This is a genomic window from Cellvibrio sp. KY-GH-1 (assembly GCF_008806975.1).
Taxonomy (GTDB): Bacteria; Pseudomonadota; Gammaproteobacteria; order Pseudomonadales; family Cellvibrionaceae; genus Cellvibrio.
The window spans coordinates 1,511,985-1,531,358 of record NZ_CP031728.1 but is presented as its reverse complement, the minus strand read 5'-3'; the positions used below and the strand labels follow the sequence as shown (position 1 = coordinate 1,531,358).

The window sequence follows — 19,374 nt, the reverse complement described above, 5'->3', positions numbered from 1 at the left end:
TCAATCTTGGCCTTTCTCGTAATTAAAAAGGGAGTGCTTATGTCTACTTTACTGCAACCCGCGATCAGTTTGGCCAATCGCATGTCATTCTCGGCCAAGTTGTTGTGCGTGGTGTTAATTTTTCTGCTGCCGTTCGCATGGCTGCTAATGAAGCATTTATACCAGCATAAACAATCCATCGAGGCTGCGCTTCAAGTAGAAGAAGGTGTGCAGCTTGCACTGAAAATAAAACCGATCGCGCTGGAGATAGCAAAACATCGGGGAACTATGGCGCAGTACCTGGGAGGGGCGAAAGACAAGGCAGATGCATTGCGCACCATTGAGGCTAACCTAGACCAACAATTGCAGGCGCTTAATGCTGGTATTAAAGGGTTAGATAAAGTGGTTTCCGGTTTTGCGTCTATCAGCCGTGAATGGCAATTGTTGAAGTTGGCAAGTATTGGTACTGATCCGGGCAAAAGTTTTGTGGCGCACACCAGTTTGGTGGAGGCTGTCCATCAGCAATTGGCAGAAGTCGTTGATCATTATGGTGTTGAACTGATAAACGAACGCGATCAATACTATTTGATGCAACTCGTGTTGTTTCAGGTTCCTGAGTTGCAAGAGTTGCTGGGGCAGCTGCGCGGCAAGGGCGCAGGGGCGCTGACTGACAAAACGATTACTCCGGAGGAGCGAGCTACCCTCGCAGGGTTGCGTTATGGCGTGTTAAATGTGGATGCAGGTGTTAAACAACAGGTAGAGATGCTCTATGCGGACGCAGCACTAAAGGCGCATTTTTCCGGCTCATATACTACCTTTGAGCAGGCAATGAGTAATCTGGATGCCTTGTTAAATGTCCAAGTCTTAACCCCTGAGGTTCCTACCACGGACAATACAACACTATTTTCTACAGCAACGTCCGTGATCGAAGCTATAGGAAAATTTGATACGCAAGCGAGTGACTATTTGTTGAAGAGAGTTGAGTTATCTCGAGAAAATGAAAAGTTTAATATGCTCTTGATTGTGTTCTTTTCCGTTGTGTCGATGGTGCTGGGTTGTTATATCTCAATGGGCATTTTACGGGCGCTTAATTTGAGTGTGGATCGTGTGAACAGCGCTGCCCAGCAACTTAAGCAAGGTGATTTTTCTCAAGCAATTCATGTGCAAAGCAACGATGTCATTGGTGAGGTGGCAAATAATTTGTCGAGTATGGTGCAGCAGGTATCGCAATTAATAAATGCAATCCAGGATTCAGCCAATGAAGTGAATAAACTGTCGGTTGATTTGCAAGTCGTAACGGATAAAACAAAGGTGGAGTTGGATCAGCAAAATAATCAAACCCAACAATCCGCATCAGCAGCGACCGAAATGGCTGCGACAGTTCGCGAAGTGGCACGCACTTGTGTGGATACCAGTTCGGCAACGGATGTTGCGCGGGATATAGCACGTGAAGGCCAAAAAAGAGTCAATCAAGCAATTGAAATGATTAACCGCTTGGGGAGTGATGTTACCCAAGCGAAAGATATTATTTCACAATTGCAGGGTGACGTTACTGATATCAGTGCTGTGTTGGAAGTAATTAGAAGTATTGCCGAACAAACCAATTTGCTGGCGTTAAATGCGGCGATTGAAGCCGCGCGCGCAGGCGAGCAAGGGCGAGGGTTTGCGGTGGTTGCGGATGAGGTTCGTTCGTTGGCAAAGCGTACGCAAGACTCAACCGCTGAAATTAAGACGGTAATTGAAAAACTGCAAACGCGCGCAGCAACGGCCGTGGATATTATCTTGCAGAGCTTTCACGGGTCTCAGGAATCGGTGCAAAGTGCAGCGAGTGCTGGTGAGTCCTTGCAGCAGATCGTACAAAATGTGGAAATGTTGCGCGATCTAAACACTCAAATAGCCACAGCTGCAGAAGAGCAAGCAACAGTGGCTGAACAAATGTCGCGCTCGACCCGAGAGTTGGGCGATTCTGCAGAAAATATTTTGGGTCAGGTTGAACAGACCTTGGGCTTTAGCGCTACCATGCGGCGCAGTGCGAGTCAGTTGTTGGAAAACACCTTACAGTTCAAAACTTGATTTCGTTTGGCTGCTCATATTTTGTCTAACGGGTGATTTGTTGAAAAGTATTATTGTGAACCTGGCTATCTCTGCAGAGGAGTTTCAGCGGTTATATGAGGGGAGTGTCAAAACCGTTTTCGCTCACAGTATTGATGGTCGGAGTATTCGTTTTCCGGCCAATATATTGAGGCCCTATGTTATGCACTCAGGTGTTCGTGGAACCTTCCAAATTGATTTTGATGACGAAAACCGTTTTAAGGCTATTAACCGCGTGGGGTAGGCTCGATTCCCTAATTCGAGCGTGCAGGTTTGGGGTGATTTGACTTCGCTAATCCAGTAGACTTGCGGCCTGAAAAGTTTGACCTTCACGACCTGACCGCAAGGGCCTTCCATGTATCATCATATTCGCGATTTGTTGTTCCGTCTGGATGCTGAAACTTCCCATGAATTGAGTCTGGATATGCTTGGCGCTGCTGAGCGCTTGCATCTGCTGGGCCTGTTTACCAAGCCGGTCCCGAGCAATCCGGTAAGCCTTTGGGGGTTGAACTTTGACAATCCCGTCGGCTTGGCGGCAGGGCTTGATAAAAACGGCGATTTCTTCAACGCACTTGGTGCGCTGGGTTTTGGATTCGTAGAGATAGGCACCGTCACCCCTCGCCCGCAACCGGGTAATCCGCAGCCGCGCTTGTTCCGCATCCCTGAAGCCCAGGGCATCATCAACCGTATGGGTTTTAACAATAAGGGCGTGGATCATTTGGTTGCCCAAGTAAAAAAACGCCGCTTCAAGGGTGTATTGGGTATCAACATTGGTAAGAATGCGACTACACCAGTCGAAAACGCTGTAGACGATTACTTGACATGTCTGCGTAAAGTTTATGAGCACGCAGACTACATTACTGTGAATATCTCCTCGCCGAATACGCCCGGATTGCGCAATTTGCAGTTTGGCGATTCCCTATCCCAATTGCTTGGACCGCTGAAAAAAGAGCAGGCCGTTCTGCAGCGGGCCACTGGAAAATGTGTTCCCTTGTTGGTAAAGATTGCGCCGGATATGGATGAAGGTGAAATCGCCCAAGTTGCCGGTATTCTGATTCAAGAAGGGATGGACGGCGTTATTGCTACCAACACCACCATCAGTCGTGTCGGCGTGGAAGAGTATGAGAACGGAAATGAGGCGGGTGGTTTGAGCGGTTTGCCCGTGCGCGATAAGAGCACTTGGGTCATTCGTACCTTGAACACCTGCTTGGGTGGCAAGTTACCTATTATCGGTGTGGGTGGAATTTTTGATGCTGCCAGCGCGGCGGACAAGATTCGAGCAGGTGCCAGTTTGGTACAGGTTTATAGTGGCTTTATTTATGAGGGGCCAGCCCTGATTCACGCTGCCGCTCAGGGTATTGAAAGCTATCAAAAAGGACTCTAGGTTTTCGATCTCTGGTACAAAAACGTAGATGAACAACGACGAAGCCCGCATTAGCGGGCTTATTTATTCACAAAGTGATTTACGAGAAGGAATTCTGTTGGTCTTGCTATGGTGTTAGCCGCTCATGGCAATGGGGCTAATGTTGGTGACTTTTTGAACTTGAGCCAAACGGCTGTAGCCATCCCACTGATCAGTGCGCGATTCGCGCCAGCCGTTCAGCCACTGCTGACGGGCTTCACCGGACTCATGGGGGCAAAGGCTTTTAGAACGCCCATCAATACCTGCTTGATACCCTTTCACAAATGCGCGTTCTGTTTGGTCACGTTTTTGACGTTTCATCAGTTATTGCACCTCTAGTTTGTGGATTATCGTTAAAGCGGTGTTGCGGTGTTACATGGGTTCATTGGGAACCCGAGTTCAGTTTTTCGACCTCCTTTATTCGTTGACAGGTTTTGTGAGTACACCAGATTTAGTTGGTGTCGTGAACGATTAAATTATTATGCTTGGGCTGTTCTTTATGGCATAACGGCCTAGCACACTTATTTGACAATATTATGAACATTGCCTTGGTTTAGTCAGACTTCGTTCAGAAAAGTTCATTTTGGAATACCTATGATTCATCAATATTTCGCTACTTGCCCCAAAGGCCTGGAAGGTCTGCTCAACACCGAACTTCAACAGCTGGGGGGTGAAGACATCCGCGAAACTGTTGCGGGCGTCTATTTTTCTGGCGACATATCCATGGCTTATCGCGCCTGTCTATGGTCGCGTTTGGCTAACAAAATTCTCCTTCCGTTGGCGAGTTTTGAGGCTGGAACTCAGGAAGAACTCTACGATGGTGTCCGTGAAATTCGTTGGGAAGAGCATCTCAGCCCTAGCGGTAGTCTGTTAGTGGATTTCATAGGGACCAGTGATGCCATTCGAAATACCCAATTTGGCGCCCTGAAAGTGAAAGATGCAATCGTGGATTGCCTGCGCGATTTCAGTGGCGAAAGACCGTCTGTTGCAAAACGTGATCCAGATTTATTGGTGAACGTTCGCCTTTCCAAAAACAAAGCGATTGTCAGCATCGATTTATCGGGCGAAAGCCTGCACCGGCGCGGTTATCGGGTAAAGCAGGGCAGTGCGCCCATGAAGGAGAACCTGGCCGCCGGTATTTTGATTCGTGCCGGTTGGCCGGAAATTGCGGCCCAAGGTGGTGCATTGTTGGATCCAATGTGCGGTTCTGGAACCATTTTGATCGAAGCTGCATTGATTGCTGCGGATATTGCGCCCGGTTTGTTGCGCGGAAGTTTTGGTTTTGAGCGTTGGCTCAATCATCGTAGCGATATTTGGTTGGAATTGCGTGACGAGGCCTTTGCGCGCAAAAAAGCGGGCTTGGGGAAAGAAAATCTGCCAGAGATTCGCGGTTACGATGCGGATGTGAAAGTGATTCGTGCGGCGGAAGAAAATATTGTCAGTGCCGAGCTTGATCACTGGTTACGGGTTAGCCGTAAAGAATTGAAGGACTTTGTAAGGCCAACTCATAAGGCGATGGAATTTGGTTTGGTGCTGAGTAACCCGCCCTATGGTGAGCGCTTGGGCGAAATCGAATCGCTCAAATTATTGTATGCCCATTTGGGCGAACGATTGCGCAATGAGTTTCAAGGCTGGCGCGCGGGTGTTTTTACCGGCAACCCGGATTTGGGTAAACAAATGGGTTTGCGAGCCGATAAAAAATACAAATTCTTTAATGGTACTATTCCCAGTGAGTTGTTGATGTTCAGTATCAGCAGTGAAGCCTTTGTGCAAAGTCGTGTAGAGCAGGATGCGCGCTTTAGCAAAGACGACGACGTGCGAAAAGTTGCTGAAGCCAAAGTAAAAATCGAAAACAAAAAAGAGCAAGCGGCGGCGCTGAGCAACGGGGCACAGATGTTGGTGAACCGCCTGCAAAAAAATCTTAAGCAGTTAGAAAAATGGGCGAATAAAAACGATATTAGTTGCTATCGTTTATACGATGCAGATATGCCTGAGTATTCTGCAGCTATCGACATTTATCGCGGTCAAGTCCAGCCCAATCGCGCTCCGCAGCTCTATGCGCATGTACAGGAATATGCTGCACCCAAATCAGTGGATGAAGATAAGGCGGCTGGTCGTTTCGCTGAAATCGAGCAAGCAGTACCTTTTGCGTTGGACATTCCTGATGCCCACATCAGCTACAAACAACGTCGTCGTAATAAAGGCGCTAGCCAGTATGAAAAGCTGAGCGAGCGCCCTACAGGTGATCTATTTAGTGTGCAGGAAGGTGCTGCGAAATTGCACATTAATATGTGGCAATACCTGGATACCGGTTTGTTTTTGGATCATCGCCCGGTGCGATTGATGATAGCGGATTTGGCAAAAGACAAGCGGTTTTTAAATCTGTTTTGCTACACCGCCACCGCCAGTGTTCACGCTGCTATGGCCGGCGCACGCTATACAGTGAGTGTAGATATGTCCAACACTTATCTGAATTGGGCGCGCAAAAACTTTGCATTGAATGGGGTGAGTGAATCACGCAACCGCTTGGAGCAGGCAGATTGTTTGAAATGGTTGGAGCAAAATGATCAGCAATTTGATCTGATTCTTCTGGATCCACCCAGTTTCTCCAACTCCAAGCGCATGGAAGATGTGTTGGATGTGCAGCGCGATCATGTGCAGATGATCAAACATGCGATAAGTGCCCTGGCAGAAGGCGGAACCCTGATCTTCTCCAACAACTTGCGGAGTTTTAAATTAGATCATGAAGCGCTCAGTGCCTTTACTATCGAAGATATCAGCGCGCGCACCATCGACGAGGATTTTAAACGGAATTCAAAAATTCATCAGTGCTGGTTGATAACCCATTAATAAATAGGAATAGCTTATGCACTGCCTTCGCCTTGGTTTTATTTTCCTGTTTATGGTGTCGGCGAGTGCTAGGGCTGATCAGTTTTGCTTCGCTCTAGCGGAAACCTATTACGAACAAGTTTATTGTCAGTTGCAAGCCAAAGCGCAAACTAAGAATTTACCTCCGTTCAATCAATTCAAAAAAAATAATGAGCAGGTGCAAGTATCTTTACTTAAGCGGCCTGCGGAGCGTAATGGTATTAAGTTGCCATTACCCGTCGTTCAAAAACCGCAGGCTGCTCTGGCAACCAAGCCTTTGGCGCATGCGCAAACCGGCATCAAAAAAGTCACTGTTATTGAATCGCCAGTACCTGTGCAATCGGAAAATTTTCCTCCGGAAAATAATTTCGGTTGTGAATTCCTCACCAAAAAATTGCGTTGCGCAGAGGGTGTTTTTGTATTGCGCGGTAATCAGGCTAACCAGCGATTGGCAAAAACTGCATTGTTGGCAGAGAACACCATGGCATTGCCAGCTTACAGTGGTGGTGAACTGAACCAGTATCTAACACGTACCTATCAGCAATATATTTCTAAAATGTGTGAGATAGGCCTGTGTGGCGTTACTATGACTTACAGAAAATTCGCCTACCTCTATCAGGATATCAATAGCAAAGGTTTGGACTTTTCCGAGCGCTTTGAAACCATGTTTGGGTTCCTAAAAAAAGATAAAGCCACTATGGGTGTGAGCGAGTCTAGCGCGATGCCAACCGGTCTGTCCGTCAGCGATTGCAGTCCGCTAGGTGATACCTATTACGTTTGTGAAAACCAAGGGCGGAATTTTATTTTTGTACGGCAGTAACAATTTTGATTGGAATGAGTCTATAGCTCATTCCGTTAGCGCATGCTGAGGCCATTATGTTAATCAAACGACCTTCCGATATTGCTTCATCCGAGATAACTCCAGAGGCCATTTACAATGCTCGTCGCGACTTTATGCGCGGCACCATGAGTGCAGCGGCCTTGGGTGTTGGTATGACAGCAGCGCCTGGGTTGCTAGCCGCACCCGGCCAAGTTGCAGATAAGGATTTGCCGGGGCCTGAATGGCTAAAGCAGCAAATTGCGACTGCCAAAGCCAATGAGCAAAAAATTTCTGAAAACCTGACTCCCTATGAGCATGTGACCGGTTACAACAATTTTTACGAGTATGGTTACGACAAGACTGACCCCGCTGCCAAATCCCATGTATTAAAACCCCATCCCTGGTCGGTACAAGTAGCGGGTGCGGTTGCCAAGCCCGGTAATTATTCGCTCGAAGACTTACTCAAAGGCATCACGCTAGAGGAGCGCATTTATCGCCTCCGTTGTGTGGAGGCTTGGTCCATGGTGGTGCCCTGGGTTGGCTTTCCGTTGGCGGATTTGATAAAGCGATTCGAACCCACCGGCAAAGCCAAGTACGTCTCTTTTACAACGCTCGAGCGTCCTTCGGAAATGCCGGGTCAAAAAAGTTCGTTCAGTACAATTGACTGGCCTTACCGTGAAGGATTACGCATGGACGAAGCTATGCATCCTCTGACGATTCTAGCGGTGGGCTTGTACGGAAAAGTACTGCCAAATCAAAATGGTGCCCCGCTGAGATTGGTTGTGCCTTGGAAATACGGATTTAAATACATTAAATCCATCGTAAAAATTGAATTTACTGAAAAAGAACCAAAAACCACCTGGAGCATGATCGCACCGGAGGAGTATGGGTTTTACGCCAATGTGAACCCCGAAGTCAGTCACCCGCGTTGGAGTCAGGCAGAAGAGCGGCGTTTGCCCAGTGGTTTATTGCGGCCCAATATCGTGCCCACACAAATGTTTAATGGTTATGGTGAGCAAGTTGCGAATCTTTATAAAGGGATGGATTTGCGTAAATTCTACTAAGTCTTAAGTGGCGCGTGATGCTTGCGTAATTGCCCGCGCAATTCTACCTTCCGGATAATTTATCATGCCCGTCCTATGGCGCCGAGTCCTTATTTTTTTTCTTGCGTTGCTTCCATTGGTATTTATTGTCTATAAAACCCTGGTAAATCAACTGGGTGCTGATCCGGCAAAAACCATCGTGTTATTTACCGGTGAATGGACCATCTACTTTTTATTTATTACGTTGGCGGTGACGCCGTTGCGCCGCCTAATCAATTTCAGAAAAGTTCACTTGCGTTGGCTGCAAGTGCACAGGCGTATGTTAGGGTTGTTCAGTTTGTTTTATGCCTTACTGCACGTACTTGCATTTTTGGTGTTTATTTTAGGTCTGGATTTCACCCGCTTTGGTAAAGAGCTCGTTGAGCGCCCGTATATCCTTGTGACTATTCCGGCGGTAATTTTACTAATTGCGCTAGGTGTTACATCCACGCAGGCAATGATGCGTCGCTTGGGGAAAAAATGGGGTAAATTACATAAGTCCATTTATCTCATCGCAATATTAGGATGGGTGCATGTGTTTATGCAGGTGCGATCCAGTTATTTTGAGGCGGTGTTGTTTGGTGTAATTTTAGTGTTGTTATTTGTTCCCAGGCTGTATTGGGTATCGCGTAAATAAATATACCTAAAGACTCAGTAGCTCTTTAAGGTCGCTCGCTTGGCGACGAGAAATTTCAATTTCCTTTCCATCGTTCATGGTGACCAGATAACCATCATGAACACCTTCTTCGATATTTATAATTGCGTGTAAATTTACTATGTATTGGCGGTTCGCCCGAAAGAAGAACTTTCTCGGCAGCCGCTCTTCTATTTGATTGAGCGGCTTTTTGATGAAGGCTGATTTATCATTAAAAAGTATCCGTACGTGATTTTTGCAGCTTTCAAAATATCGTATGGAGTCCAGCGTCACTAAATGACAGTGCTCGCCATCTTTCACAAAAATCTTGTGATTCATCTCCAGTAGCTGTTTTTGTTCGGATTCTGCTTTTTCGCTCGACATTAGTTTGGTGATAGCCTGTTCCAATCGCTCGTGGCTGATTGGTTTCAGCAGGTAATCGATGGTATGGAAATCAAACGATTTAATCGCGTATTCAGAGTAGGCTGTGGTGAAAATAATGCGTGGGCTGTAATCCAGCTTTTCCAGTAGCTCAAAACCGGATTCTCCGGGCATGTGTATATCCAGAAAGATAACCTCTGGATGCGATTGCTCAATGAGTTGCAATGCTGTTTCCGAATGATCTGCCTCACCAATAATGTCTAAAGCAGGATATTTTTTTAGCATGCGTACCAGCCCTTCTCGGGCGATACGGGAATCTTCAACTACCAACGCTTTCATGGTTAGGTTTCCTGCTCGCAGGGGATGGAAATAGTAACTTTAAATTCAGAATTTTGTTGCATGGCCTGGAAGCTCGCGCGTTCGCCGTAGAGTAAAAACAGGCGTTGCTTAATGTTATTTAATCCTATGCCCATCGTATGTGCTGGCTTATCTATATCGTCTGGTGCGCTATTGGTGAGGTGAAGAATCAGCGTTTGCTGATGTAGTTCTGCTTTTACCGCGACTATTCCGCCTGTACGAAGGTTATCTATCCCATGCTTTATGGCGTTCTCAATCAGCAATTGCAGCAGCATTGGTGGAATCAAATAGTGTGTTACGGTTTCTGGAATATCAAGACTAAAGCCCAATCGTTCTTCCATTTGAATCTTAATAATGTCGATGTAGCGTTCAACGATTTCCAGTTCTTGCTCAAGTCTCACTTTAGGGTGTTGGCTTGATTCAAGGGAATAGCGCAGTATGTCGGCCAGCGCAGTAAGCATTCGGTCGGCTTTGTGTTGGTCTTCATAAATTGTGAAGCGAATATTATTCAGGGCATTGAATAAAAAATGCGGGTTTAATTGATTGGAGAGGTTGGATAGCTGGGCGTCTTTCAAGCTGTTTTGTAGCCTTAAATTGAGCATTTCATTTTCGCGAATTTTACGGTTTGCCATTATGTTGTTATAGGATTGCGTCCATGCAAACAATAAAATAAAGTTAAAAATACTATTGTTTAACAGCAGTTTAAAAAAGAATTTTATGGCAGAGCTTTCGTTAGCGGTTTCCAGTGTGTTGCTTATTTCTTCTGCGGTGATAAATTGATAGGCACTTACCAGCATAAAGAAGCTAACAACGACAGAGAATAGTAGGCTAAATCCTATGGATATAATGCTAACTTTCCATTGTGGGAAAAATGAAGTGGCTCTTTTTTTGTATTCATAGCGATAATACAGAAAGCTCAATGTAAATAATGGAAACCATACAGCTTGTGCTGTTAGCTCCGCAAGGTTGTTTCGGTCATCGGAGGCGGCGATAAATCGATTGAATGCAATCACTGCCAGGCAACCCAGGCAGTGATATAGCCAAAACTCCTTCTGTTGGGGAATAAAACGAAAGACTTCAATCTTTTTCATAGGGTGACTATTTATTTCAAAGCCATGTTGGTATAGCTATTAGGCCATAGCATGCCATGATAGTACACAGCGCTATTTGGGTTGCGATCAGTATTGCAGTGTTTATTGCTAACACTTTTGTATCCCTATAAATTTTGGTGGCGAATAGGAAAAAACCGTTGTAGATAAGAGACACAGGCCAAGCGATTGATGTTAGCAAAAGACCAATTGAGAGTGTGCTTGGTTTTCCGAATTCATGCAGACTATAAGCTATTTTTCCTGAAAGGTAATAATAAGCGATAAATAATAAAATACTTAATCCTGGCAAAATAAGAGCGATTAACGACGTCTTTTGTTGTACTCGCAGTAACTTTTTTGCCGTACTTATTATTATGTACAGAAAGTAAATAATAATGCAGACAACAAGCAGGGTGATGATCATCCATTGTCCGTAGGCTCTGGCAGCTGATACTTTCTGATAGGCATTGTTTCCTGTATATCCATTTACCTCCAGTTGTGTTTTATCGCTCGGAGCGCTAATCACTGCTATCGCATCTTGGCCAGTTGCCTGGTCAATAAATGTTTGGTTGGATTTAGGGGAAAGTAAGCGTGGAGCGCCACCTAAAAAAGGTTGTTGTAGCCATTGGTTGCCTGTGTTGACTATTTTTATCATTCCAAATAGTTGTTCACCAAAGCTGGAATATGCAGATGAAGGGGCTGTTGGAGCGTAGATACCTTCAATGTCGCTTATGGGGTTTATTTGAGTGGCAATTTCAGCAGTATTTTTTACGGTTGTGAGAAGGGTGGCTGATAGATGTTGTTGCAGGTAAATACGAAGCAATTTGGATATTTGAGGGTAGGCTGTATTCATTTCATTCATCATAAATGCGTATCCAACTCCATGTTCGCGCGAATAAAATAATTCGGTGAGCGAGCCTGCAACTGTGCCTCTGTGCCCATGCAGTAAGATTGGCAGATCGACATCACTGCTAGTGTAATTCCCCAATGAATATCCTGTTTTCATGCCCTGTTGTGCACCCTTGGTTGTACCAGGGGTTTCCATCCTTTTTATCGATGCATCGCTGATATTAAGTTTATTTCTTTCTTCAGCTACAAAAAATAGTAATAAGTTAGCCATATCTTTGGGGGATGAAAGCAGTGCACCAGCAGGCCAGGTTGCATCGTACATGAATTCTGTTGGCACTCCTTGCATATAAAGTTGGACTTGGCTGTTTGGTGGAATTTCTTGCGGGAAATAGCTGGTTGAGTCCATTCCAAGGTTTGTAAAAATTTTATTTTTAACGTAATCAGAAAATGGTTGGCCACTGATTTTTTCAATTAAATAGGCAACTACTACTGGGCCAGTATTGTTGTAAGCCATATAAGTGCCTGGTGCCCAGCGAGAATGACGTGAGTGAGGGTGGAAATTTAATATTTCGAGCAGGGAGGTATTTGTATTGACCTCCAGTGTTAATTCCCTGGGGTGTGTATTGTCCCAGCCACTAGTGTGTTCCAGCAGGTGCGCTATTTTTATAGGATTAGTGTTTTCCCAAGGGTTATTGAATTTTATTTCTGGTGCCAGCTCAGCAAGCCTGTCATCAAGCGATAACTTTCCTTCCTCTATTAATTGCAGGGCCGCTAATGCAATGATCATCTTGGAAGCAGACCCTATGCGAAACAATGTGTTTTCATCGGCAGGGTTATGTTTTTCGGTATCGGCTTCACCCAGGCCTGCTACCCAGAGCGGACCCTCTTTATTAACCAGTGCTATGCCGACGGCAGGGGTATTGGTTTCTTTCCTGATTTGTTCTATTGCGCCTTTTAATTCGTCTAGTGTTTTTGGTGTTGGGTCTGTTCCTGCGTAGGAGATGGATGGCCAAATTAGCAGTGGGAATAATAGTGAGATCAATAAGCGCATAGCTAGCTCCTTGGTGTTTTAGTGTATATTCCTGCACTGTTGATATTTGGAGTAGATTGGATGCCAAGCGGCAATGGATAAAGATAAGCGGCAATTTGCCGCTTATCGTTAGGCAGGTTGGCGGAGTGTGGACCGCTATTGACGAGTTGCTGGGTCCCAGTGTTCGGCGATCTTGCCGTTTTCAATGCGAAATTGATCAAACCAGCTGGTGGTGTATTTTATGGTTGGATCTTTAGGATCTGTATGCTCCTTAACAAACGTCAGTATCACCAGGTCTCTTTCTGCGATTATCGATACTAGCGGACCTTCAATTTGCGCCGCGATAGGTTTTGGCTTTTTAAATTTAGCGAAAAACTCGACAAAGGCTTTGCGGCCGGTTGCAACGTTAGGGTTGTGCTGAATATAGTTTTCGGTGAGGTAATTGGGCGCTAAGTCCAGATGGCCTCCCTCGAATACCTCCCTCCAAAAATCATAAACCAGTTTTTTATTGGCCGCTAATTGTGGATCGTTACTGGCTAATAGCGCTGTATGGTTGCTATTCGCAGAAACAGGTTCTTGCGCGTACGTAAGCTCGGGGAAAAGTAGTAGAGCGAGCGCAGTAAGTGGCGCAAGTGTTGAAATTGATAAACGTTTTATTGACATAAAGTTCTCCTTAATCTGAGTGTGGTGCTAATTTATCAATTTCAAATTGGCGTTAATGGTTTCATTCTCATGCATGCCTGCACCGTTGCTGTTGGATGTTGAGGTGAGTTTACTGACCAGTAATCGGTCACCCTTGGTGATATAGGATTTTTCAACATCAAAGTGAAAGTCAAACCCAATCACAAGGGCAAATCTGCCCGAGCCTTTGCCGGTCGAGCGACTCGCAAGGGGAATGCCTTGTTCGTTGATCCAGATTTTTACATCCGTGTGATACTTTTTAAGGTTTTTTCGCTCATCCTCACTTAGTTTTTCCAAAGGAATTTGCAGGTGCAACAAACGGGCAGGTTGGCCCTGAAAGGTAAGCGCTTCCTCTTTAACTAATGTGGCTTTATGCAGATCATCTTCAATGTCGCGCACCGGGTTAAATAGGGTGCTGAACTCGGCATATTTAAAACGGTTCATTGCATTGGTAGTTGGTGTGGGAGATTGTGGGTTTTGTTTTTTGAGTTGCGTTTCCTTATCGATGATACTCAACAATTCACTGGGGTAGCTGATTTGCAATCCGGATTGATTTTGTTCCAATGTAAATTGCGTGTGACCTTCTTTGTTGCTTTCCTGTCGATCTTTATTTTCTTCCCCATTGCTGCTTTGCAGGCTGGCGTTTACCTGTGCGCAGAAAGGAGATGTTTGTTTAAAGTTTTTGAGCGCTTGTTGTAAATCGTTTAAACCGTCGGCATGGATAACCGGGCTGGCAAGTGCAGTGATGAGTAAACCGATTAAACTGGAAATTCGTCGAAGGGGATTGGTGCGCATGGCTGTTCCTGTAGCGGTTAGTGTGAGGTCCTGATGCTGTGGTTAGCACTCCACATAGAAACTCAAGGGCAGGAATAGTTCAGTATCGTTGATGATTTGTTGCGAATTATTGCGGATGGCGGAACGGATTAAATGCGACGAAACGAGATAAAAACAAAGAGAAATAAAAAAGAAGAGAAATGAACTAGCGAGAAGCAGAAGCAAAAATGGCGCCCGGAGGCGCCATTTTTAATTGTGTTACTAATCCGCGATTAAGCGCGAGATTTGTATTCGCCGGTGCGAGCGTCGATGATGATCTTTTGGCCGATCTCAACGAAAGCAGCAACTTGCAATTCAGTGCCGTTCTTGAGTTTAGCAGTCTTCATTACTTTACCTGAGGTATCGCCACGAACTGCTGGTTCGGTGTAAACCACTTCGCGAGTAATAGCGTTTGGTGGAGTAACAGAAATTACTTTGCCTTCGTAGAATACCGCATCACAGATATCTTCCATGCCGTCTTCGATCCATGGCAGCAGGTCACCCAGCTCTTCGCCGGTAACTTCGAATTGGTTGAACTCTGGGTCCATGAATACGTACATTGGATCAGCGTAGTAAGAGTAGGTTACTTCTTTACGATCCAATTGGATGTCTTCAAACTTGTCGTCAGCGCGGTATACGGTTTCGGTGTTGATTCCGTTGAGCAGGTTTTTCAGCTTCATCTTTACAACAGCGGCGTTACGGCCAGATTTGTTGTATTCCGCTTTTTGAATAACCCAAGGTGAGCCGTCGATCATAACAACGTTGCCAGCGCGGCAGTCTTGTGCAATTTTCATGGTAAATCCCAGTCTGCAATAGTTAAGGTGATGCGGGAGACCCAGACCCAAGCGCTGCGCGCACCGCCAGGTTTCCCGAGGGTTTGAAATCGGCGCGCTACTATACAGTTGTTTGCGGCTTTTCTGTAGTGGTTTTTTATAGCGCTGGTTTATCAGCCAAAGTTAGCAGCTGGCTTGCCAGATCTGGCTGCTGCGTTAACAGCTGATGCCAATCTTTGCAGGCCTGCTGCCACTCGGAGAAATGGGCGAGCAGCTCCGGCCAGTAATCGCGCATCGCCTTGGATTCATTCCAATGATGCCAGGTTTCGCGTATTTGACTGGCGAACTCCTGGTTTTGCCCAGCCAACAACTTGTCTAAAAAAGCATCCAGTTTCACCAGATGTGCCTGTTCTTCCTGAGGATATATATGCCAGACAAAGGGTTTACCCGCCCATTGCGCCCGTACGAACGAGTCTTCCCCTCGTACAAAGTTGATGTCACAGATCCAGAGCAATTGGTCGTACTGAAGCTGCGTTAGAAAAGGGATGACTTCCAAGCGCAGGTTGCCCTGGATAAAAGGTTTGTTCGGTGCCAGTTCGATTCCGGTGTGTAGATTGATACTGGTAAGTATCTTTCCGTGGGGCACCAGGCAGTGAATCGGTAGAGGCGAGTTAATCCAACCATCTAATAGCGAACCCACGGCGGAATTCTCATAAGCAAACAGAGAAATTAGCAGTGTGTTTTCGCGTTGGGTGATACTTAATTGCTTAAGAAATAAACGCTTATCAAAGTTATCTCGATCCGATATTAAATGTTGCTCGCGCAGTAACCCACCTGTTTTGGCGGTAAATCCGGGGAAAAAGAAGGTCTTCTTCAGACCGGTGGAGGGATGTATTGACGTCATTCCATGGCACTCCTCCACCCAGGTCTCAGCACTAAGGTATTCCAGATTGATCCACAGCGGCGCTGAGCCTGCACGTTTGTGTTTTGCCATGGCCTCCAAGTAAGCATCGGGAATATCGCAGGCAAAAGCCTCGATCACGACCTGGGCAACAGCGGTATCCGCAGGAAATGCGACTGGCCATTGACGAACTTCTACATTAGCTAGTTGCTGGTGATCCAGCGGAAGGGCATCCGGCCAGATGCGAATGAGCGCTTCCAAATCATCCACCCAGAGGCGAACCTGTTGCTGGTACTCGTTTGCTAATTGGCGGGCAAGGCGCCAGCAAACGCCAATATCGCCATAGTTATCGATAACACGGCAAAAAATATCCCAGGATTTTGGATTAAGTGAGTGCATGGTGATTTAGGCATTAATTTGGTTGCGCGAATGATACCAGTCATGGGTTTATGCGTATTTATGGATTATCTCAATCGCGATCTTCTGAAATGAAAAAAGAAAATCTTCCTCAAAAAATATGCATCTACTGTCAGCGGCCTTTTTCATGGAGAAAGAAATGGGAGAGGGATTGGGCGCAAGTGCGTTATTGCTCGAAGGCTTGTGGGAGCGCAGCCCGCACGCGCGGGGTATCCCGATGAAACCGATTCGTAATCTTTGCTTGATTTTGGGTGACCAACTCAATAGCGACAGCCTTCTGTTTGACGGGTTCGATCCGAACCAGGATCTGTTATGGATGGCCGAGGTCGCTGAGGAGAGCCAACATGTAATGTCGAATAAGCAGCGCAGCGTGATGTTTTTGTCTGCCATGCGCCACTTTGCGCAGGAGCTGCATGCCCGCCAACTTCCCTTAAATTACTACTTTCTGCAGCAGGGGTTTGGGCGGTTTGTCGATGCACTTGGCGATTGTTTGAGCCACTACACGCCGCGGCGTTTGCGGGTAGTGTTGCCCGGGGAATACCGCGTGTTGCAACAGTTGAAAGCCTTCGCGGCAGATAGAGGATTGCCCCTAGAGGTATTGCCAGATAACCACTTTATTGCCAAACCAGGCGAGTTTACCGCGTGGCAACAGGGAAAACGGCAGCTGCGCATGGAATATTGGTATCGCCAATTACGCAAACGTACCGGTATTTTGATGCATGGTGGCGTACCTGTAGGCGGGGATTGGAATTACGATCAGGAGAATCGCGCCGCCTTTGGTCCGCGCGGCCCTGGTTTCAGGGAGCCGGAGTTGATGTTTGTTGCCGATGAGATAACGCGCGAGGTTCAATCGCGGGTAGACGAAAACTTTCCAGGTCATCCGGGGAAAATACTCAGTTTCGGTTGGCCCGTGACTCGCTTACACGCCCTGCAATTATTGGAATTTTTCATTCATCATCAACTGCCGCTATTTGGAACTTATCAGGATGCGATGTGGACGCAGGAGCCCTGGTTGCATCACTCGCGCTTGTCGGCGGCGCTTAACCTGAAACTCTTATCGCCGTGGGAAGTAATCAGGGCGGCCGAGCAAGCCTATAAAGAGGGCCAGGTACCGTTAAACGCAGCGGAAGGTTTTATTCGTCAGATCCTCGGTTGGCGTGAGTATGTGCGTGGGCTTTACTGGAGTTTTATGCCGGATTGGTTGCAAATGAATGCGCTCGATGCCCAAAACAACCTGCCGGATTTTTATTGGACCGGCGCGGTGGATATGAATTGCCTCGCCCAAAGTCTTGGTCAAGTGTTGGAGCATGGCTACGGTCATCACATTCAGCGCTTGATGGTCACGGGTTTATTCGCCCTCTTGTGGCAAACCCAGCCGCGCCAAGTACATAGTTGGTATCTCGCAATGTATGTAGATGCCGTCGAGTGGGTTGAATTGCCTAATGTTTTGGGGATGAGTCAATACGCTGATGCTGGCATAATGGCGTCCAAGCCCTATATAGCAACTGGTCGATACATCGCAAAAATGAGCAACTATTGCGATCAGTGCTGTTACAAGCCGGATGATGCTGAAACCGACAAAGCCTGCCCATTTACTACCTTATATTGGGAGTTTCTTGCGCGACATCGCCAGCGCTTTGCGCATCACCCGCGTTTGGCGTTGCAGGTAAAACATCTGGATGCACAGAGCGAGGCAAAACGTAGCGCGATTACCGAGCGAGCCAAGGCGATAAGGGCAAGGTATCCCGCCAGCGGGTACCCATAATATTGAATGTTCATTAGTAACGAGAATTATCATGGCATCACTACAGGACCAGCTCCTTAAAGCGGGATTAATTGACGCGAAGAAAGCCAAGCAGGCCAACAAAGAAAAGCGTAAAGAAACCAACGTTGCGCGCCGCTCCAACGAAGAAAAAGTGGACGAAATAAAGCAATCTGCAGAGCAAGCGCGTCTGGAGAAAGCAGAGCGCGACCGGGAGTTGAATCGCCAACGGGATTTGGAATTACAGCAAAAAGCTATCGCTGCGCAAATCAAGCAGCTGATTGAAAATCATCGCCAGAAAAAGGGCGCTGGCGAGAATGATGTTGAATACAATTTCACGCACGGTAAGTTGATAAAAAAAATACGTGTGTCAAAAACTGTGCAGGAACAAATTGTGCGGGGCGTTTTGGCGGTGGTTCAACTCGGCGAGGGCTACGAACTGGTGCCGCGCATTGTTGCCGATAAAATCGCTCAGCGCGATGAAGGAGCCGTGGTGGTAGCCAACACCAAAACTACCCAGCAGGTGGAAGAAGATGATCCTTATAAGGATTATGTAATCCCCGACGATTTGATGTGGTAACGTCGGTGTGGAATCCCGTCCGCGCGGTGCTTTGCAGTAATTCACTGCGCGGGATAAAAATCATTGCACTAAGTCTTATGCTGGTAATTCTCAGTGCCTTACCGATTATGTTGATTAGCTATTTCGGCGATGCAGACGCAAATCCCGTGATCGCCAGCTGGCTATTTGCGATAGGTGCCATGCTGGGGCACGTTGGATTTTTTGTCGGAGTAGTCCTGCTAATCTGGGATGTCTATTTCGCCAAAAAGCAATAATCAGTTTGTTTTTCAATCAAAGTCTCACCAAACTGCCTGTTGTCGGGCAAATGTCGGGATGGTTTCGTCACCGGCACTGCTACTCTTTGCTCATGATTAGGGCTACAGAGGTCGGAGCATTTTTTATGATTCTTAAGGAACTACGCATTAGTCGTCATCTCTCGCAGGAGCAGTTGGCCCAGATGTCAGGCTTAAATGTAAGAACCATTCAACGGATTGAAAGTGGCCATAAGGCCAGTGTGGAATCTTTGAAATGCATCGCCGCTGTACTTGAAGTGGATATTCAAACCCTAACCCAGGAGCGCGTGATGATGGATAAAAACTCTGATGTTTGGAAAAACCTACCGTTGTGGTTGAAATGGTGGTTTTTTATAAATTACTTCACCTTTAAACCTACGCGAAAATCGACGATTCGCGGTATGGTCTTTTGTCATTTCTTTGGTTTTTTGCTCTGTGCAGTTGCGTGGATTGACCCGAAAGCGTTGCCTGGTGGATTGGTGTTATTGGTCACCGCGTACTTTTTCCATTTTTTAGCCTGGCAAGGGGATAAATACGGCGTTTGGTACGATAAGCCGGACGATAGTCCGGCCTAGGGTTTTAATGACAAAGAGG

The 19,374-nt window shown here is 46.5% G+C and carries 20 protein-coding genes; 12 read left to right on the top strand and 8 right to left on the bottom strand.

Annotated elements, in window-relative coordinates; translation table 11 throughout:
• Nucleotides 1-39 precede the first annotated feature (39 nt).
• From D0C16_RS06525 to D0C16_RS06515, 3 genes are all read left to right on the top strand, one after another.
• A complete protein-coding gene (locus D0C16_RS06525; RefSeq protein ID WP_151031567.1) occupies nt 40-2,052 on the top strand; it encodes a methyl-accepting chemotaxis protein in 2,013 nt (670 codons plus the stop codon).
• Complete coding sequence (locus D0C16_RS06520) at nt 2,009-2,314, top strand: DUF2835 domain-containing protein (RefSeq protein WP_225318930.1); 306 nt, start codon at nt 2,009-2,011, stop codon at nt 2,312-2,314. Before D0C16_RS06525 ends, D0C16_RS06520 begins: the two co-directional genes overlap by 44 nt.
• 111 nt (nt 2,315-2,425) lie before the next feature.
• Nucleotides 2,426-3,454, top strand: coding sequence for a quinone-dependent dihydroorotate dehydrogenase (locus D0C16_RS06515; RefSeq protein WP_151031565.1), 1,029 nt, complete (start codon nt 2,426-2,428; stop codon nt 3,452-3,454).
• A 114-nt stretch (nt 3,455-3,568) separates the two neighbouring features.
• On the opposite strand, the gene rmf is transcribed toward D0C16_RS06515, so the two are convergent.
• Entirely contained in the window at nt 3,569-3,793 is a 225-nt protein-coding gene (gene rmf / locus D0C16_RS06510; protein ID WP_151031564.1) for a ribosome modulation factor, read from the bottom strand.
• A 273-nt stretch (nt 3,794-4,066) separates the two neighbouring features.
• Between rmf and rlmKL the strand changes: the two genes are divergently transcribed.
• The 4 genes from rlmKL to D0C16_RS06490 all read left to right on the top strand — a co-directional run bounded on the left by rlmKL (nt 4,067) and on the right by D0C16_RS06490 (nt 8,879).
• The gene (gene rlmKL / locus D0C16_RS06505) at nt 4,067-6,322 is read left to right on the top strand and encodes a bifunctional 23S rRNA (guanine(2069)-N(7))-methyltransferase RlmK/23S rRNA (guanine(2445)-N(2))-methyltransferase RlmL (protein ID WP_151031563.1); all 2,256 of its coding nucleotides are present in this window, start codon (nt 4,067-4,069) and stop codon (nt 6,320-6,322) included.
• 16 nt (nt 6,323-6,338) lie between these two features.
• Nucleotides 6,339-7,160, top strand: coding sequence for a hypothetical protein (locus tag D0C16_RS06500; protein ID WP_151031562.1), 822 nt, complete (start codon nt 6,339-6,341; stop codon nt 7,158-7,160).
• A gap of 56 nt (nt 7,161-7,216) precedes the next feature.
• A complete protein-coding gene (gene msrP, locus D0C16_RS06495) occupies nt 7,217-8,224 on the top strand; it encodes a protein-methionine-sulfoxide reductase catalytic subunit MsrP (protein WP_151031561.1) in 1,008 nt (335 codons plus the stop codon).
• 64 nt (nt 8,225-8,288) lie between these two features.
• On the top strand, nt 8,289-8,879 hold the full coding sequence (locus D0C16_RS06490) for a sulfite oxidase heme-binding subunit YedZ (protein ID WP_151031560.1): 591 nt from the start codon (nt 8,289-8,291) through the stop codon (nt 8,877-8,879).
• Nucleotides 8,880-8,885: 6 nt separating this feature from the next.
• Here D0C16_RS06490 and D0C16_RS06485 read toward each other — a convergent pair whose 3' ends face one another.
• From D0C16_RS06485 to earP, 7 genes are all read right to left on the bottom strand, one after another.
• Nucleotides 8,886-9,596: a LytTR family DNA-binding domain-containing protein gene (locus tag D0C16_RS06485; RefSeq protein WP_151031559.1), complete on the bottom strand. Its 711-nt coding sequence runs from the start codon at nt 9,594-9,596 to the stop codon at nt 8,886-8,888.
• A 2-nt stretch (nt 9,597-9,598) separates the two neighbouring features.
• Complete coding sequence (locus D0C16_RS06480) at nt 9,599-10,705, bottom strand: sensor histidine kinase (RefSeq protein WP_151031558.1); 1,107 nt, start codon at nt 10,703-10,705, stop codon at nt 9,599-9,601.
• Nucleotides 10,706-10,721: 16 nt separating this feature from the next.
• Nucleotides 10,722-12,602 (bottom strand): serine hydrolase, encoded by a 1,881-nt coding sequence (locus D0C16_RS06475; RefSeq protein WP_151031557.1) that lies wholly within the window; start codon nt 12,600-12,602, stop codon nt 10,722-10,724.
• 135 nt (nt 12,603-12,737) lie between these two features.
• Nucleotides 12,738-13,244 carry a nuclear transport factor 2 family protein gene (locus tag D0C16_RS06470; protein WP_151031556.1) on the bottom strand — a complete coding sequence of 169 codons (507 nt, stop codon included), beginning with the start codon at nt 13,242-13,244 and terminating at the stop codon, nt 12,738-12,740.
• Nucleotides 13,245-13,271: 27 nt separating this feature from the next.
• Nucleotides 13,272-14,057, bottom strand: coding sequence for a hypothetical protein (locus D0C16_RS06465; RefSeq protein ID WP_151031555.1), 786 nt, complete (start codon nt 14,055-14,057; stop codon nt 13,272-13,274).
• A 251-nt stretch (nt 14,058-14,308) separates the two neighbouring features.
• Entirely contained in the window at nt 14,309-14,869 is a 561-nt protein-coding gene (efp, locus tag D0C16_RS06460; RefSeq protein WP_151031554.1) for an elongation factor P, read from the bottom strand.
• A gap of 136 nt (nt 14,870-15,005) precedes the next feature.
• Nucleotides 15,006-16,148, bottom strand: coding sequence for an elongation factor P maturation arginine rhamnosyltransferase EarP (gene earP / locus D0C16_RS06455; RefSeq protein ID WP_151031553.1), 1,143 nt, complete (start codon nt 16,146-16,148; stop codon nt 15,006-15,008).
• Between the two features lie 50 nt (nt 16,149-16,198).
• Between earP and D0C16_RS06450 the strand changes: the two genes are divergently transcribed.
• The 5 genes from D0C16_RS06450 (at nt 16,199) to D0C16_RS06430 (ending at nt 19,355) form a co-directional block, all read left to right on the top strand.
• The gene (locus tag D0C16_RS06450) at nt 16,199-16,387 is read left to right on the top strand and encodes a DUF2256 domain-containing protein (RefSeq protein WP_370458207.1); all 189 of its coding nucleotides are present in this window, start codon (nt 16,199-16,201) and stop codon (nt 16,385-16,387) included.
• Complete coding sequence (locus tag D0C16_RS06445; RefSeq protein ID WP_370458206.1) at nt 16,306-17,931, top strand: cryptochrome/photolyase family protein; 1,626 nt, start codon at nt 16,306-16,308, stop codon at nt 17,929-17,931. The genes D0C16_RS06450 and D0C16_RS06445 overlap by 82 nt, the downstream gene beginning before the upstream one ends.
• Nucleotides 17,932-17,962: 31 nt before the next feature.
• Complete coding sequence (locus D0C16_RS06440) at nt 17,963-18,508, top strand: DUF2058 domain-containing protein (protein ID WP_151031550.1); 546 nt, start codon at nt 17,963-17,965, stop codon at nt 18,506-18,508.
• Between the two features lie 5 nt (nt 18,509-18,513).
• A complete protein-coding gene (locus D0C16_RS06435; RefSeq protein WP_151031549.1) occupies nt 18,514-18,762 on the top strand; it encodes a hypothetical protein in 249 nt (82 codons plus the stop codon).
• Nucleotides 18,763-18,887: 125 nt separating this feature from the next.
• Complete coding sequence (locus D0C16_RS06430; protein WP_151031548.1) at nt 18,888-19,355, top strand: helix-turn-helix domain-containing protein; 468 nt, start codon at nt 18,888-18,890, stop codon at nt 19,353-19,355.
• The last annotated feature ends 19 nt before the right edge of the window (nt 19,356-19,374 follow it).

Bases quoted from the DNA above. Each gene is read 5' to 3' on its own strand.
- earP (WP_151031553.1), bottom strand. From the start codon at position 16,148: ATGCACTCACTTAATCCAAAATCCTGGGATATTTTTTGCCGTGTTATC.
- D0C16_RS06445 (WP_370458206.1), top strand. From the start codon at position 16,306: ATGGGAGAGGGATTGGGCGCAAGTGCGTTATTGCTCGAAGGCTTGTGG.
- efp (WP_151031554.1), bottom strand. From the start codon at position 14,869: ATGAAAATTGCACAAGACTGCCGCGCTGGCAACGTTGTTATGATCGAC.
- msrP (WP_151031561.1), top strand. From the start codon at position 7,217: ATGTTAATCAAACGACCTTCCGATATTGCTTCATCCGAGATAACTCCA.
- D0C16_RS06470 (WP_151031556.1), bottom strand. From the start codon at position 13,244: ATGTCAATAAAACGTTTATCAATTTCAACACTTGCGCCACTTACTGCG.
- D0C16_RS06480 (WP_151031558.1), bottom strand. From the start codon at position 10,705: ATGAAAAAGATTGAAGTCTTTCGTTTTATTCCCCAACAGAAGGAGTTT.
- D0C16_RS06475 (WP_151031557.1), bottom strand. From the start codon at position 12,602: ATGCGCTTATTGATCTCACTATTATTCCCACTGCTAATTTGGCCATCC.
- D0C16_RS06525 (WP_151031567.1), top strand. From the start codon at position 40: ATGTCTACTTTACTGCAACCCGCGATCAGTTTGGCCAATCGCATGTCA.
- rmf (WP_151031564.1), bottom strand. From the start codon at position 3,793: ATGAAACGTCAAAAACGTGACCAAACAGAACGCGCATTTGTGAAAGGG.
- D0C16_RS06465 (WP_151031555.1), bottom strand. From the start codon at position 14,057: ATGCGCACCAATCCCCTTCGACGAATTTCCAGTTTAATCGGTTTACTC.
- D0C16_RS06485 (WP_151031559.1), bottom strand. From the start codon at position 9,596: ATGAAAGCGTTGGTAGTTGAAGATTCCCGTATCGCCCGAGAAGGGCTG.
- D0C16_RS06430 (WP_151031548.1), top strand. From the start codon at position 18,888: ATGATTCTTAAGGAACTACGCATTAGTCGTCATCTCTCGCAGGAGCAG.
- D0C16_RS06500 (WP_151031562.1), top strand. From the start codon at position 6,339: ATGCACTGCCTTCGCCTTGGTTTTATTTTCCTGTTTATGGTGTCGGCG.
- rlmKL (WP_151031563.1), top strand. From the start codon at position 4,067: ATGATTCATCAATATTTCGCTACTTGCCCCAAAGGCCTGGAAGGTCTG.
- D0C16_RS06440 (WP_151031550.1), top strand. From the start codon at position 17,963: ATGGCATCACTACAGGACCAGCTCCTTAAAGCGGGATTAATTGACGCG.
- D0C16_RS06515 (WP_151031565.1), top strand. From the start codon at position 2,426: ATGTATCATCATATTCGCGATTTGTTGTTCCGTCTGGATGCTGAAACT.
- D0C16_RS06450 (WP_370458207.1), top strand. From the start codon at position 16,199: ATGCGTATTTATGGATTATCTCAATCGCGATCTTCTGAAATGAAAAAA.
- D0C16_RS06490 (WP_151031560.1), top strand. From the start codon at position 8,289: ATGCCCGTCCTATGGCGCCGAGTCCTTATTTTTTTTCTTGCGTTGCTT.